Source organism: Enterococcus alishanensis, from assembly GCF_019218635.1.
Classification (GTDB): Bacteria; Bacillota; Bacilli; order Lactobacillales; family Enterococcaceae; genus Enterococcus_A; species Enterococcus_A alishanensis.
In genome coordinates this window covers 96,447-111,133 of sequence record NZ_JAHUZB010000003.1, presented here as the reverse complement: position 1 = coordinate 111,133, position 14,687 = coordinate 96,447, and the positions used below count along the sequence as shown (strand labels likewise).

Here is a 14,687-nt window from a genome sequence, read left to right as displayed (position 1 = left end):
CCATTTTTTTGTCGTCCATCTCAATTACCCTTTTAGTATACTAAGGAATTGTTGACAGCAGTATGGCAACAATCTAAAATAAATGGAATAGAATTTTGAAAAGATGTGAAAAAATGAAGGTAAATCGCTTAGTAAGTATTATTATACTTTTATTAGATAAGAAACGAATCAGTGCGCAGGAATTAGCGGAAACGTTTGAAGTGTCTCCCCGCACTATTTACCGCGATATTGACGCGATAAATTTGGCTGGTATCCCGATTCGTTCAACTCCTGGTGTCGGTGGCGGCTTTGAAATAATGAAAAATTATAAGCTAGATAATAAAGTATTGTCCTCTTCAGATATTTCAGCAATCTTGACAGGCCTTTCGAGTTTTTCTAATATGCTGCACCAAGACTCATTAGCGCATACATTAGCAAAAATCAAAAGCTTCATTCCAGCTGATCACGCCCAAGAAATTGAATTACGCACAAATCAAATTCAGATTGATTTAAGCCCTTGGATGGTCAATCCAAATATTCAAGCTGATCTAAAAATAATCCAACAAGCTTTGACAGAAAATAGAGAACTTTCCTTTGATTATATTGACCGCCACGGAAATAAATCTAATCGCACAGCTGAACCTTATCAATTAGTTTTAAAAGGAAATCATTGGTATTGGCAAGGCTATTGTTTAAAAAGAAATGATTACCGATTGTTTAAAATCGTACGAATGTCTAACTTAAAATTATCTGAACAATCTTTTACACCAAAGAATTATCAAAATCCTGTATTAGATTTTACTGATATTTTGTCTACCATTCAAACAAATATCAAGCTGCGGATCCACCGATCAGTGATGGACCAAGTGTTAGAGTATTGTCCATTTGAAAATTTTTCCTCAGACGGTGAAGATCATTATCTAGTAAATTTTCCTTTTATCGAAAATGATTTCTACTATAATATCCTGTTTAGTTTTGGCAGTCATTGTGAATGTATTGAACCTCTGCAAGTACGCAACGAAATCAAAAAAAGAATCAACCAGTTAGCTGATTTATATAGAAATTAAAGGCTGCGTTCATAAAGTTGCGGTACTGATTTATCACTGATTCGCACTTTTTTGAACCCATCAACAAGCAAAATAACCATCAGCGAGATCCCTACACCTAATATCCAACGAATCCAGCCGGTTTCAGCTGAAGTCAATCCACTTGTAGAGACAAAAATATTGAATAATTGAATTGGTATCATATGAAAGAAATAAATACCTTGTCCATACTTTCTTAAAGATTTGAAATCTGCTTTGCCGTGATAACTTAATAAAACTAAGAAAAAATAGAAACTAAAAGGAATCAGTGCAAAGTAAACATTTACGTCTCTCCCTTGATGGAGAAAAATTATCGTCCCTTCAATTAATAAAAGAAGGCTACTTAATATCAGTCCACGATAATTTTTCTCTGAATCAACTAGCAAACGTTGATGATTTTCAGCCAAATAAAAGCCGATTAAGACAAAGATCGTTGTAAAAAACAAACCATTTCTAGTAGTCAAAAATATATTAAAATAACTTTCCATAAGCTGACCAAAGCCCGTTCCAGCTAAATAAGCAGAATAAGTTTCACTTGCACCAATTGCGTATAAGACTAGTAGTCCACTAAACACCTTACCATATCCCCACTTATGAATCAGTTTATCTACAATTACTACTCCAAAAAATATCGCTGGGAAATACCAAAGATGATAAAAAGTTCCTGTATATACCAGACCAACAAGCACCCCCACAGGATATAATGCTAAAGGCAAATTGACATAGTCTTGAATAAACTGAATTCCAAATGGCAAATAAATCAACGACCACAATAAATACACTTGAATATTCTTCCGCAACCACATTTTCTTGCCAGCAGAATCCTTTTGGGCATAAAAGAAGGCATTACTTACACAATAAAAAGGCACAACCACCCGACATAAAATGTTTTTCAATAAAAAATGCAGTTCGGGATTACTGGTCAAACTGCCAACGTGGGCGACTACCACAAAAAATGGAAAAATAAATTGTGCCAAGTAAAGAAGCTGATACCCATCTTTCTTTTTCATCCTGTTTTCCTCTTTTCAAAGTTGTTTCGATAACTTAATTTTAAAGAGGAAACAAAGTCTCCACACGAGACTATAGTTTGAGATTGTTCTAGGTAATTAGTCTATTAAACGGTTTATTTTTAAAAATATAAAAAAAAGCTATGATAAAATAACATATAAAAGCTTCGCTAGCTAAATTAATAATTTAACTCTTGAAGATAATTTGTCTTATCAGCTTCAGTGATCGCTCGTAAAACTTTACAAGGATTTCCTACTGCAATTACGTTGGCTGGAATACTTTTAGTGACTACGCTACCAGAGCCGATAATTGTATTTTCGCCAATATCTACACCTTGATTCACTACTACATTTGCACCTAACCAAACATTATCTCCAATAGAAACCGATTTAGAATAACATCCTCCCAACGCTCTTTCTTGTGGATCAATTGCGTGATTGGTAGTGAAAATACCTACTCGCGGTCCGAAAAGCACATGATCGCCAATATAAATATCTGCACCATCAAGCAAAATACAATCAAAGTTAGCATAAAATTTCTTGCCTAAATGGATATTACTACCAAATTCACAACGAAAGTCTGGTTCAAAAAAAGCGTCTTCGTCCACAGATCCTAACAAATCTTTGAGCAATCGACTTCTCTTTTCTTCATCTTCACCATACAAAGCATTGTATTCTTTGGTAATTTTAACTGCTTTGCCGCGGGCTTCTAGAAATACTTTGTTCGTGTCATCATACATTTTTCCTGATTTCGATAAATTGAAATAGTCTTGTTCTGTCATGTGAATTGCTCCTTTTTTGTTTGTTGCTTTCCATGATACAGGATGTTAAAACACATGCAAGGACGGATTTTTAATTTTTGACTGATAAAACTAATAAAACTAATAATTGTAACCTTTATTTCCGCTGCCAAAAGAAACTCAAATCAGGAAAAATAAAAGGCATAATCAATGCAAAAATAGCAATGGCTAAAATCACAAAACTTATGATAATCGCCACTCGCCAAATTTTTTTTAAGCCGCTTTTACCTTTTTCATAATCTAAATACATTTCTGCGACTTTTTCATCAGTAAAATTTTTTTCTCGCACTTCTTGTACATCAATATCTTTTACCAGTTCATCAAGGGACAAATTAAAAAAATCGCTCAGTAAGACCAGTTTAGTGAAATCAGGATAGGATTGTCCGGCTTCCCATTTGGAAATGGTTTGTCTGGATACTTGCAGTTCCATGCCAAGTTCTTCTTGTGACAAGCCTTTTTGTTTTCTCAGAGCCAATAATTTTTCGTGGAATTTCATTTTTTACTCCCCCTATTTTCTATAAGAAAAATGTAGCTCAAATAGCGAAATGCCACAAGCAACCTTGGTTTACAATTTGTCAATTTCCTTTAACATCAAGGTTTTAATTATTGCTGGTAACCATATAAATTTAATTTCCCTGATAAATATTCCCCTAAATAAACTTCACTAATTTTTTCAAATCCTTGGGCATGGACCTGTTCTTCCAACCAACTTTCGTCTTGGCTAATAAGTTCCAAAACATCTTTATTTGATTGACCATCGACAATAATCGGATATTTGATATTTTCATCACCAAATTCAATTAAGGTCAGCTGACCATTTTGTTCTAAAATCGCCCGTTTGACATTTTGCACTTCGTAAATACCATTTGCCCTTAATTTGAACATCAATTCATTAGCAGAAATCCCACTTTTTAGACATTCATTGACATCGATTTTACCATCTTGAATCAAGGTAATCGGACGACCATCAATAATTAGTTTCACATAGCGATTATGATCCTTGGCAAATTTCAAAATTAAAACTAGCAGTGTCCAAATAATCAAAACTAGCACGAATTGTAAAACAGTGATGGAATCGTTGTAAATCACACCACCGATAATCCCCCCCAACACATAATTTTGGACTTGATCCATCGCTGATGAAGGTGCCAAATTGCCTTTTCCCATTACGTTAATTTGAATGATCAGACAAATAATTCCTAAAGCAAATTTTAAAATAATTGGATTATATAATTGCATTCTTTTACCTCCTATTTATTGATCACGATACTAGGATTCATCAAATGTGCTTTCGTCAAGGTATAAGAACTTTGATCGGCACTTAGATTGACTTGATAATAATTTTTCTTTATTTTGACAATGATTCCGTCAGTTAATTGGGTCGCATTGACAAAGATCTCTTTACTCGAAATGTCATTCTCTTTTGAAATATCTTGAACTAAATTCACCATCTGTGAGGACTGGGAATGTTTTGCTTGATTTGACTGATAATCAGAAAACTGCACCCCTGAAGCAAAAATTAACAACAACAGAAAAATAATACTTAAGTCACGGTATTTCGTCTGAATCCGATGTCTTAAATACAAAGAAAAAACAATCACTAAGAAAAACAGTGAACCAAAAATCAAAATATACTTGAAGTAATCATTAATGTTTGACTGTGATTTTAAATAGTCAATTCCGTAAAAATTCATCTTTCTCTCCCCTTTTTTATTTAGTAATTATACAATAGAATGTTTTTTTCAAGCGTAAAAACGATTTTTCAGCATAATTAATCTAAAAAAAGATCCATCCAATGACAATTTTAAAGATTGCCTTCTCAGATGTGATCTTTTTTCGAGTATTAATTTTAATTACCCGTAATTCTAATTTCTTTTAATTACGAATTTTTGGGTCTAACGTTAAATGATTAAATCCCATTAAATTAGTTGTCACTGGTTCAGCCGAAATATAATGTGTCCCTGCAATTTTAAGATAATCATTTTGCGAATATCATCAAAATTCTCTAAGACGTACTTTCTTTTTTCTAAGATTTTTTCATTCTTTGAGATATTGCCTGAGCCGTAAACAAATCTTGTGCCGCTATTCCCACCGTTTTAAAGAAAATAATCTCCTCGTCGTTTTCGCGCCCGATTAATTCTCCTTTTATAACAGCCCCAATATCGCCAGTAAAAGCTTCTTCGGTTATTGTTCCTTCTTTAAGAGGAATTAATAGATCTCCTGACTCCGAAAGAACCGCCTCTTCAGAATCAAAAAAGATTTTGTCGGCTTTTTTTACTAGACTTGCCGGTATTTCTTGCAGATGCGGTTGATAAGAACCCACCCCAGAAACTAGTGCCCCTTTTTTTACTTTCTCCCCATCAAACACCGGAACTGTCGAAGGCGTTACTGTGACGATAATGTCAGCATGTTCAATCGCAAGATCTGAATTTTCGACTGCTTTAATCATTACAGTGGTTTGCAATTCTGCTGTCATTTTTTCAACAAATTGTTGGGCTCTTTCAAAATTTAAATCGCTCACTCTGATTTCTGATAAATTTGCAGCAACAAGCATAGCTTCAAGTTGTGTCTGCGCCTGACCACCCGTACCGATTAAGGCACCGATTTTTGCATCTTTACGTGCCAAATGTTTGATGGCTACACCGGTTGCGGCTCCAGTACGTAATTGTGTGACATAATTACCATCAAGCAAAGCTTCAAAACCACCCGTTTTTGTATTCATTACTAAAATTTGGGCGTTAATTGAAGGCAGACCTTGATTAATATTTTCGGGAAACATATTCAAAACTTTGACACAGGACGCATCATATTCTTCGCTATATGCAGGCATGCATAAAAAAGTTCCCTTCCCTGTTCCGGTTGTTATTTGTGTTCTTAAAGGAACGTCTACTTTCCCTTCATAATAGTACTGAAAAGCCTCTTCTACTATTGGAATACAATCAGCTATTGAAAAAAATTTTTGAATGTCATTTTTATTTAAAATGTTCATTCTTTCTCCTCCTTTTTTGTGAATGACGTAAAACTCTTTATAATGAATATAGATCCTATGAAATACAACTCAATCATATCATCATAAAAGTATTTAAAAAATCAAATTTTTGAAAATAGTCTGTAAAAAGATTTATTTGCTGAGAATTTTATAGAAGCTACAAATCGAGGAAAATTAGAAGAACGGATGAACCTAGAAGTCCATCTGGCGCTTCGATGGGATTTAATATAAGTTATTCTATTATTATCCTGAAACAGGCTAGCTGATATTATTTTAGATGTCTATACTTACTTTTACTTCTTAATTTAAAGCTAGTTATTAAAATATTCGGTGGTCTAGTGTACAATGTAAGTTATTAATCAGGAGAGAAGGAGTATTTATGAAATTAGGATTTAAAACAGGTTTAGCGCTTGGTTTGTGTTTGGTGGGATTACAAGTTACTGGGACAAAAGTGTTTGCCGCAGAAATCAATGAAGATGATTCACAGATCCAACTTACAGAAGATCAAAGTGTGTATCAAAAAGAAAAACAAGCAGCGTTGGAAGCTGGCTATACATTGGCTCAATTTGAAGCAGTGATGGCTACGCCAAATATCACATCTGCACAAACAGTTCAAACTTTTGCTGACACTGCTGCTTTGACTGAGCAACAAAAAGTAGTCAACTTAGCACAAGCCCAAGTCGGCAAACCATTTGGTTGGGGCGCTGCTGGACCAAGTGCTTTTGACGCTTCAGGGTTGGTACAATATGTATTTAAAAATGCAGTGAATATGACCGTCCCTGCCCCAAGTACTTCTCAAGAGCGACTAGGCAAAGACGTTAGCATGAATGCTTTACAACCAGGTGACTTATTATTTTGGGGAACAAAAGGGAATTCTAACAATGTCGCTATTTTTATTGGCAACGGACAATACATTTATTCCCCAGGACCAGATCAAAATGTCAAAGTTGGTCAAATTGCTTGGTATAAACCTGATTTTGCCAAAAGAATTTTAAGTGACGGTGTTCAAAAAGTACCAGGTTTAGATGGTCAACAAGCCAACGAAAAATATGTGTTTAGACTGTACAACGCAAACGAAGGCAATCACCATTACACCCAAGATTTAGCTGAAGCCACCAACTTACAAAATATTGGCTGGACGTATGAAGGTGTCGCGTGGGCTGCACCAACCGCTGGTGACACAACTTATCGTTTATACAATCCTAATAATGGTCGTCATTTCTACACTTTAAGCTCCCAAGAAAATACTTGGTTAACAACAATTGGCTGGGAAAGTGAAGGCGTATCGTGGAATTCAGGCGGCAACGTTCCAGTTTATCGGGTCTACAATCCGAACGCCATCGGAAGCCAAGATAGCCATGTCTACACAACTAATTCTGGTGAGAAAAACAACTTAGTTAGTCTCGGCTGGAAAGATGAAGGCACTGCTTGGAATGCGGAGCGGGCTATTCAATAATAGAATACAAGTTAAAAAGACGAGATACCTAGGTATTTCGTTTTTTTTCATTGGACATCTGTTTAGACTTTTCTAACTATTGAATAAATTTTTTTCTTAATCTAATTTCACTTCACCCTTGATAATTTATGGGTAACCAATATTTTTAAAATGCGTTTTCTAATCAGCCAAAACGATGCTGTATTCAGCTATCGAAGTCATCTTTCTCGCAACCTACCAGAAAAATAGAGGATTTTAATATTTTTTACTGTAACTTTCTTGAAAATTCTTTAACATAGCTGATTTTTTTCAATCATGCTATAGTTTTCGATAAATACCAAGGAGGAGACAAAATGACAGCAAAAAAAATAAAAAAATTAACCTACATTCTCGCAATGACCATTCTTTTTCTAACTTTGTCTGGTTGTCAAAAGAATTCACAAAATAGCACTTCCATTAGTTCAAGTACGCTACAATCGAGTGAAAAAGCACCTCAAGTAGATGCGTCTGAATCATCGGATAAACAAGAAGCTCCCCTTTATCCCAGTGGTAGCTTACTTCAAGCTGTAACAACAGGAGATTTAAATGAGACAACAAAAATTCTTAATTCCGATCACTATAATATTAATGAAGTCAATGAAAAAGCCGAAACAGCTTTAATGATTGCCGTTCATAATAATCAAATCGATATTGCTAAACAATTAATTGACGCTGGGGCCGATATAAACAGCCAAGATAATCTTCAAGATAGTCCGTATCTTTACGCAGGTGCTGAGGGTCGGACTGAAATTCTTGCCTATATTCTCGCCCATGCAACACCAGATCAATCCATCGTCAATCGTTTTGGTGGGAATGCACTTATTCCCGCTGCAGAAAAAGGCCATCTTGAAAATGTAAAACTACTTTCAGCGGATAAACGTGTAAATATCAATCATCAAAATAATTATGGTTATACTGCCTTAATAGAAGCAATCGCTCTGCGAGATGGATCGCAAGTCTATCAAGATATTGTTGCTGAATTACTAAAAAATGGCGCCGATCCAACGATAGTAGATAATTACGGGAAATCCGCTATAGATTATGCCCATCAACTAGGCTATCAAAATATCTCAAACTTGCTTACTACTACTGAGCAATAAATTTTTCTTGAAAGAATGCCACAGCTTAAACATGCTATAATTAGTGCAGTAATATTTAGCATCAACAATTTATTCTGAATGGAGAAAACAATATGAATCCTAATCCCCATGATATTAAATTAGTTGCCGTAGATATGGACGGCACTTTTGCTCGCAGTGATTATACTTATGATATTCCACGCTTCAAGGCTATTTTGGCTCGAATGAAAGCTGTTGACTGTCAATTTGTCGTAGCCAGTGGCAATCAATATTATCAACTGCGCTCACTTTTTCCTGATTATTATGATGAATTGAGTTTTGTGGCAGAAAACGGTGCTTTGGTCAAAGACAAGAAAGAAGTCATTTTTTCTGGAAATATACCGAAAGAAACCATTTTGACAGTCCTTGAATTAGTTAAAAAATATACCGAAATCAAAAATGTCATGTGTGGTTTAAATAGCGCCTATTGTGAACGTGGAACCGTTAGTCAAGAATTTTTTCAGTTAACCAATATTTATTATCATAAATTAAAATGGGTCACCGATTTTGCCGAGGTAAATGACCAAATTTTAAAATTTGCGCCAACTGTTCCCGCGGAAAAAACAGATTATTACTGTAATTTATTTCGTGATGAACTAAAAGGCTCGTTAACTCCTACCAGCAGCGGTCATGGTTCAGTTGATTTAATCATTCCAGGTTGTCACAAAGCTGCCGGTTTAGAAAAATTAGTTCAACGATGGGGCATTACTCCGGAGCAATGTGTCGCTTTTGGAGATGGCGGAAATGACCTTGAAATGTTGGCTTATTGCGGGATCGGTTACGCAATGGATAATGCCCCTGCCAATGTAAAAAAAGTTGCCGATCAAGTTTGTCCTTCTAATGATAACGACGGCGTACTAGTTACCTTAGATGAATTGTTCCCAATTAATTAGAAAAAACAGCTCCACAAACCAATTAATGCAAATAAAAAAAATTATTTTTCTATTTGTGATGATTATCCATCTTTGTTACACTATAAATGTCTGCTAAAACAGGCAAAGAACTTCTATCTAGAGGAGGTAGTCATTAGGGGACTACCTCTTTTTTGATGACAAAAAGAGCTCTCACATTTTTGCAAGAGCAAGATTTTCACTTTTTTAACAAACTTATTGATAAATGCTAATTCACCGCTAACAACTAAGAAAAATAAAAGCCCACTCGCCGACAAGTTCTTAGTCACATAAAAAAGTCCCCCAGTTAATATTAGGGCAATTAAAAATGCTATCCCTGATTCTTTATTCATTTTCTCCCCCTCTTTATAACAACCTAGATTTAATTGTAAATTGGTTTGGTTATCCTATTGGAAAAATGTAAAAAGAATCAAATATTTTTTTAAGTTAAATACGCCTTAATTAATAGATCAATGGCTGCAACTCCCGCTGAAATTATTTCCTCAGCTTCCTTTTCAGTATGCTCACTATACAGCACTTCATCCACCAAAGAGGTAATAAAATCAAAAATAATCGTGGACAATATTTTTATTTGCTGTGGATTGCTTTGATTAGCATAATATAAAAAATGTTCGTACGTGAGATGTTTCATCTTGTTTTGTTGTTCGCGGACAACTTTTTTTACTTCTGGCACTGTCATCGCCAACATCTCAATTTCTTGATGAAAGGCCTCATCCTCCACTGAAATAAGTCGATTAATTAAGTTTACTAACCATTTTTGAGTATCGGTTTTGAATAGCTCAAAGGATTGAGATTGATTGATTTCAGCAAAAATTGTCAAAAAAGTTTTATGGTACTCCTCGACTAATTCGATTAAAATATCTTCTTTGCTATTGTAATAAGCATACAATGTGCCAATAGATAGACCGGCTTCTTTCGCAATTTCATTGGTAGACACATTAAAAAAATTTCTTTCAGAGAACAATTTTCGAGCAGTTGCTAAAATTTTCGCTTTTTTTTCGAGAGCTCTTTTTTGTAATGGTTTTCGAATTACTTTGTTTTCAGTCATGATTGCCCCTCCAATATTTCTATTATTTTACCTCTCAGCTAGAAAATATTCAATAAATCGAGTTAAAACTCATGAAATAAAAATTTGACATCACCTTTTTTTAGGATTATATTTGCAACACGATAAAAAAACTGAGTAATAACTCATATTTCGAAAAGTGGAGGCTTATCATGAATAAAAAAATCTTACTTACTGTTGCAATGTCGATTGGCATCTTTTTGGTGATGCTAGATACAACCATTATGAATATTGCTTTACCCGCAATTCAAAAAGGTTTGCAAATTGATTTAACTAAATTATCTTGGGCATTAAATGTCTATACGATAATTTTTGCTAGTTTGACCATTCCTTTAAGTAAATTAGGAGACATTTTTGGCAAAAATAGATTATTTCTTTTAGGTTTGTTTTTATTTGGATTAGGTAGTTTTATGGCTGGAATTGCCACATCTTTTTTGATTTTAATTGTCGGCAGGGTCATTTCCAGTTTGGGAGCGGCATTATTGTTACCGTTAGGAAATACGATCGGGCTTTCTGCTTGGAAAATTGAAGATCGCTTTAAAATCGTGGCTATTTTAGGATTAACTCAAGGGGGCGCCGCGGCAATTGGACCAACCTTAGGAGGTATTTTGACTGATTCATTCAATTGGCATTGGATTTTTTTAATAAATCTGCCTCTTGTGGTTCTGGGACTAATTTTGTGTTTAACCACTTTAAATTTTAAACATGAAGAAAAAAGAAAAGAGAAAGTTGATTTTAGTGGTAGTTTGCTTTCAATGCTCAGCTTATTTTTTATTACACTGGGATTAATAAAAGTTAGGGAGTGGGGTGTGGTTGATGTGCGCTTCATGATTTGTGTCTTTATAGGTGTGGTGCTATTTGCTCTATTTGTATTAATCGAAAAGAAGGTCGCCTTTCCTATGATTGATTTGCAGCTTTTTAAAAATAAAAATTTCTCACTGTCAGCTTTGGTGGCATTATTAGCCCAATTTTTCTACATCGGAGTGGTCGTCATTTTACCTACCTATTTAACAAATGTCTTTCACCAATCGGAATTGCAGGCCGCATTAATTCTTCTACCAATGTCAATCACGGTCTTCATTTTTGGTGGTTTAGGCAGCTTGGCAATTCACAAACTGGGACCGCGCCTGTTAGTCTTTATCGGAATCATGTGTATTCTGATTGCCTATCTTTTCTTGGCTAATTTCAATGGACAAACAAAAAATTTATTATCGTTGGTTTTATTCATTCTGGGTATCGGCTTTGGTATTATTTCTGGTCCAATCAATGTGCTGGCTGCAACTAATTTACAAGGAACCCTGTTGACCAGCTCTCAAAGTATTATTAGTGTGGTTCGCCAAATCGGTTCTATATTAGGTGTATCCTTTTTTGTATCCAACATGACTGGTAACTTGACAGCGCTAAAAACATTTACCTTTTCAAAAATCAATCATGCCTACTTATCTATTTATCAAATTTGGCTACCGGTACTGGCACTTTTATTACTAATCGCCTTGGCATATCCTAAAAAAAGCGATTATTCAAACGATGCTACTATAGAATAAATAAGCACTTGAGCATTTTTGATAAATATATCCCCTCAAGTACTTTTACTCAAATAATATCCGTTCTTTTTTTGTAGGGATTCCATTAGTTTTCGTTACCCATCTTCCATTTTGAAAAACTTGATAATCATCAAAAGCACAAGGGAGTCCTTTGGCATTGCCAATATCTAAACGATCCATGACCTGTAAATGTAGATGTGGGGCAAAAGAATTTCCTGAATGACCGACTTTACCAATGATTTCACCAGTTTTTATCTGTTCACCGACAACGACCTCAATCGAAGCTTGTTGAAAATGGCATAATGCTACAAAAATATTTTCCGCCATTTTGATTATCACGTAATTTCCAGCCACTTCTTGGACATTATTACGACTAGGGTGAAAATTTTGACCATTGTCTCTGGCATTAGATAAATCTTTTCGTAAATTGGTTCGTTTGGCTTCAGGAAAACCATCTTTTGCAACCACAATTTCACCGTCACAAGGGGCATAGATTGTTTCTCCCCAGCAATAATAATCTTCTACCGGTATGCCTTTTTGTAAATACTTCAACAAGCCACCTTGGTAAGCTGGTTTTCCTAGTTTTTTCCAATCTAACTGAACAAAATCATAAGCGTAAGTCGTACCGAATTTATCCGAACCATGACTAGGAATTTGACTGCCAGGCGTATTGGGTGTATGCCATTGACCTTTTAACGGTGCTGATAAAATAACCGGATTTTCCATATTTATTTTCCTTTCAGTTGGCTTCATAACAAAAAATAAAATTGTTAGGGTCAACAATACCGCAATAATTTTATTCTTCGTCAACATAAAATAGCTTTCTCAATTCAGCAAGATACTCATCTAAAAGCTGTGTAGTTTTTGTTAGATCTAAAATTTCCTCATCCGCCAATAGCTCGTTAATCAAGCCTTGGTTACTCCAAAGAATGACCTTTTTAGCCTTTTCGATATTTACATTTTCGCGGAATTTACTAGTATCGATATGCTTAAATAAATCTACTTGGCAATTAAAAGAGGCCTGATCTTCTTTACTTGCTAAAAAGCTATTAATCACTTCTGATTTGGTATCCCCTTTTAAATTTTCAATCAATAACACATCAGGATAGGTTTGTAATATTTGAATTTGTAAAAGATACGATTGTCTCAGACGTACGAATACATCTTTTTGCTCGAGATCCAGCTTTAAATAATATTCCTGATGAATCAATTGATGAAAATAATCGTATACTAGCATAAATAATTCCTGTTTATTTTTTACATAATGAAACATCAAGCTTTTAGAAATACCAGAATTTTTAGCAATTTCATTAGTTGAAGCTTGATCAAATCCCCGTTGAGTAAATTCTTTTAAGGCGGCATTTAATAATGCTTCTTTTCGTTCCTTTGGCATATTTAATAACTGTTCCATCATATTCCTCCAACCGTATTGACCTGTTAGGACAAATTGAGTTTAGCAAAATTTACCTAATAGGTCAAATAGATAATAAAAAATTCGTTACCTATCATTTTATGCAAGACATTTTTCTCTAAGCTTTTTGTATCTAATAAGCACAGATGCTAAAATAAGTATACCTAAAAGGAGGGCGCAACCTATGTTTAAACGAGGAATTTTTGATTCATCAAAACGCATCAATATTCTTTATCGGAATGTGTTCTACTTTTCCATTATGATAGCTACGACTTTGATTTTTGATTTAATCAATCAGCGCTTTAATTGGGAATTTTATTTTATGTGGCTGCCGGCAATGATTGATTTGATACTCATCTATCTCCTAACATTTCGCTATCCCACTAATTTATTCCTTCATTATTTTATTTTAATTCTGCCATTTTTTCTTTATTTCTCACTATTAGGTTGGTATAGTGGCGGGACTGTAAACTGGACAAGCTATATCATTTATTTTGGGCTCAGCCTTCCCTTCGGACTCTTATTTGTCTTCGTTTCAACTATAAATAAAAAACAATATCAGGAGTGATCCCTTTGCTTGAGAAAAATTTTGATCAATTTGTAACTGATTTAAAAAATTGTACTCGTTGCGCCAATATTTTAAATCCAGCACCAGTCTTTTTGGGTAATCAAGACGCCAAAATCGTCCACATTAGCCAAGCGCCTTCCAATAAAGTTTCTCAGACCAAAAAGCCTTTCACCGATGCTTCTGGAAAAAAGCTACGAGATGAATGGTATCAGGTGAATGAAGAAACTTTTTACGACCCAGCAAAATTCTGCTTTTTAGCAGTAGGCTTGTGTTATCCCGGAAAAAACAAAAGTGGCGGTGACAAACAACCACCAGCTATTTGTTCAAAATTATGGTTAGATCCTGCTCTTGATTATCTACAAAACAAGTTATTTATTTTGGTTGGCAATAAAGCCGCACAGCATTTTTTTAAAGGACAAGATTTTGCTGAATTGATTTTCCAAACCCAAGAAATTCATGGCAAACCAACGATTGTTTTGCCGCATCCCTCTCCTTTAAATATCAAATGGTTCAAAGACCATCCAGATTTTTATCAGTATCGCTTACCAGAAATTCGTGCAATGGTGCAAACAATGCTCGAAAAATAAACAGCTGCGAAGATTCGCAGTTGTTTTTTTTAAGGTAATAATAGCAAACCTTTTTTCTAACAGTAGAATCTTGAACGCCCTCTTTATTTTTGACATGCTTTATTTCCATTTTCCCCTTGACTTAAAGTCCACTTTAACGAGTACACTA

The 14,687-nt window shown here is 34.7% G+C and carries 17 protein-coding genes; 7 read left to right on the top strand and 10 right to left on the bottom strand.

From position 1 onward, the window contains the following. Positions 1–113: 113 nt before the first annotated feature. Positions 114–1,046, top strand: coding sequence for a helix-turn-helix transcriptional regulator (locus KUA55_RS07425; RefSeq protein WP_218325567.1), 933 nt, complete (start codon positions 114–116; stop codon positions 1,044–1,046). On the opposite strand, the gene KUA55_RS07420 is transcribed toward KUA55_RS07425, so the two are convergent. The 6 genes from KUA55_RS07420 to KUA55_RS07395 all read right to left on the bottom strand — a co-directional run bounded on the left by KUA55_RS07420 (position 1,043) and on the right by KUA55_RS07395 (position 5,860). Continuing rightward, on the bottom strand, positions 1,043–2,074 hold the full coding sequence (locus KUA55_RS07420) for an acyltransferase family protein (protein ID WP_218325566.1): 1,032 nt from the start codon (positions 2,072–2,074) through the stop codon (positions 1,043–1,045). The two genes, KUA55_RS07425 and KUA55_RS07420, sit on opposite strands and share 4 nt — an antisense overlap. Before the next feature lie 176 nt (positions 2,075–2,250). Beyond that, positions 2,251–2,853 carry a sugar O-acetyltransferase gene (locus tag KUA55_RS07415; protein WP_246601437.1) on the bottom strand — a complete coding sequence of 201 codons (603 nt, stop codon included), beginning with the start codon at positions 2,851–2,853 and terminating at the stop codon, positions 2,251–2,253. Positions 2,854–2,968: 115 nt separating this feature from the next. Next, on the bottom strand, positions 2,969–3,367 hold the full coding sequence (locus tag KUA55_RS07410) for a helix-turn-helix domain-containing protein (protein WP_218325565.1): 399 nt from the start codon (positions 3,365–3,367) through the stop codon (positions 2,969–2,971). A 107-nt stretch (positions 3,368–3,474) separates the two neighbouring features. After that, complete coding sequence (locus tag KUA55_RS07405; RefSeq protein ID WP_218325564.1) at positions 3,475–4,110, bottom strand: DUF421 domain-containing protein; 636 nt, start codon at positions 4,108–4,110, stop codon at positions 3,475–3,477. An 11-nt stretch (positions 4,111–4,121) separates the two neighbouring features. After that, positions 4,122–4,565 (bottom strand): DUF3290 domain-containing protein, encoded by a 444-nt coding sequence (locus KUA55_RS07400; RefSeq protein ID WP_218325563.1) that lies wholly within the window; start codon positions 4,563–4,565, stop codon positions 4,122–4,124. Positions 4,566–4,897: 332 nt separating this feature from the next. Continuing rightward, on the bottom strand, positions 4,898–5,860 hold the full coding sequence (locus tag KUA55_RS07395; RefSeq protein WP_218325562.1) for an ornithine cyclodeaminase family protein: 963 nt from the start codon (positions 5,858–5,860) through the stop codon (positions 4,898–4,900). Between the two features lie 379 nt (positions 5,861–6,239). Here KUA55_RS07395 and KUA55_RS07390 point away from each other — a divergent pair, with 379 nt between their 5' ends. From KUA55_RS07390 to KUA55_RS07380, 3 genes are all read left to right on the top strand, one after another. Next, positions 6,240–7,316 carry an NlpC/P60 family protein gene (locus KUA55_RS07390; protein WP_218325561.1) on the top strand — a complete coding sequence of 359 codons (1,077 nt, stop codon included), beginning with the start codon at positions 6,240–6,242 and terminating at the stop codon, positions 7,314–7,316. Positions 7,317–7,648: 332 nt separating this feature from the next. Next, positions 7,649–8,434, top strand: coding sequence for an ankyrin repeat domain-containing protein (locus KUA55_RS07385; protein ID WP_246601436.1), 786 nt, complete (start codon positions 7,649–7,651; stop codon positions 8,432–8,434). 92 nt (positions 8,435–8,526) lie between these two features. Beyond that, positions 8,527–9,345, top strand: a complete 819-nt coding sequence (locus KUA55_RS07380; RefSeq protein ID WP_218325560.1) for a Cof-type HAD-IIB family hydrolase — start codon at positions 8,527–8,529, stop codon at positions 9,343–9,345. Between the two features lie 113 nt (positions 9,346–9,458). On the opposite strand, the gene KUA55_RS07375 is transcribed toward KUA55_RS07380, so the two are convergent. Continuing rightward, complete coding sequence (locus KUA55_RS07375; protein WP_218325559.1) at positions 9,459–9,695, bottom strand: hypothetical protein; 237 nt, start codon at positions 9,693–9,695, stop codon at positions 9,459–9,461. 89 nt (positions 9,696–9,784) lie between these two features. After that, the gene (locus KUA55_RS07370; RefSeq protein WP_218325558.1) at positions 9,785–10,411 is read right to left on the bottom strand and encodes a TetR/AcrR family transcriptional regulator; all 627 of its coding nucleotides are present in this window, start codon (positions 10,409–10,411) and stop codon (positions 9,785–9,787) included. A gap of 170 nt (positions 10,412–10,581) precedes the next feature. Here KUA55_RS07370 and KUA55_RS07365 point away from each other — a divergent pair, with 170 nt between their 5' ends. After that, positions 10,582–11,973: a DHA2 family efflux MFS transporter permease subunit gene (locus tag KUA55_RS07365; protein WP_218325557.1), complete on the top strand. Its 1,392-nt coding sequence runs from the start codon at positions 10,582–10,584 to the stop codon at positions 11,971–11,973. Positions 11,974–12,018: 45 nt separating this feature from the next. On the opposite strand, the gene KUA55_RS07360 is transcribed toward KUA55_RS07365, so the two are convergent. Continuing rightward, positions 12,019–12,786 carry a M23 family metallopeptidase gene (locus KUA55_RS07360; RefSeq protein WP_246601435.1) on the bottom strand — a complete coding sequence of 256 codons (768 nt, stop codon included), beginning with the start codon at positions 12,784–12,786 and terminating at the stop codon, positions 12,019–12,021. Then, positions 12,770–13,384 carry a TetR/AcrR family transcriptional regulator gene (locus KUA55_RS07355; protein ID WP_218325556.1) on the bottom strand — a complete coding sequence of 205 codons (615 nt, stop codon included), beginning with the start codon at positions 13,382–13,384 and terminating at the stop codon, positions 12,770–12,772. The genes KUA55_RS07360 and KUA55_RS07355 overlap by 17 nt, the downstream gene beginning before the upstream one ends. 184 nt (positions 13,385–13,568) lie before the next feature. Here KUA55_RS07355 and KUA55_RS07350 point away from each other — a divergent pair, with 184 nt between their 5' ends. Then, positions 13,569–13,952, top strand: a complete 384-nt coding sequence (locus KUA55_RS07350) for a hypothetical protein (RefSeq protein WP_218325555.1) — start codon at positions 13,569–13,571, stop codon at positions 13,950–13,952. Positions 13,953–13,957: 5 nt separating this feature from the next. Further along, positions 13,958–14,539: a uracil-DNA glycosylase family protein gene (locus KUA55_RS07345; protein WP_218325554.1), complete on the top strand. Its 582-nt coding sequence runs from the start codon at positions 13,958–13,960 to the stop codon at positions 14,537–14,539. The last annotated feature ends 148 nt before the right edge of the window (positions 14,540–14,687 follow it).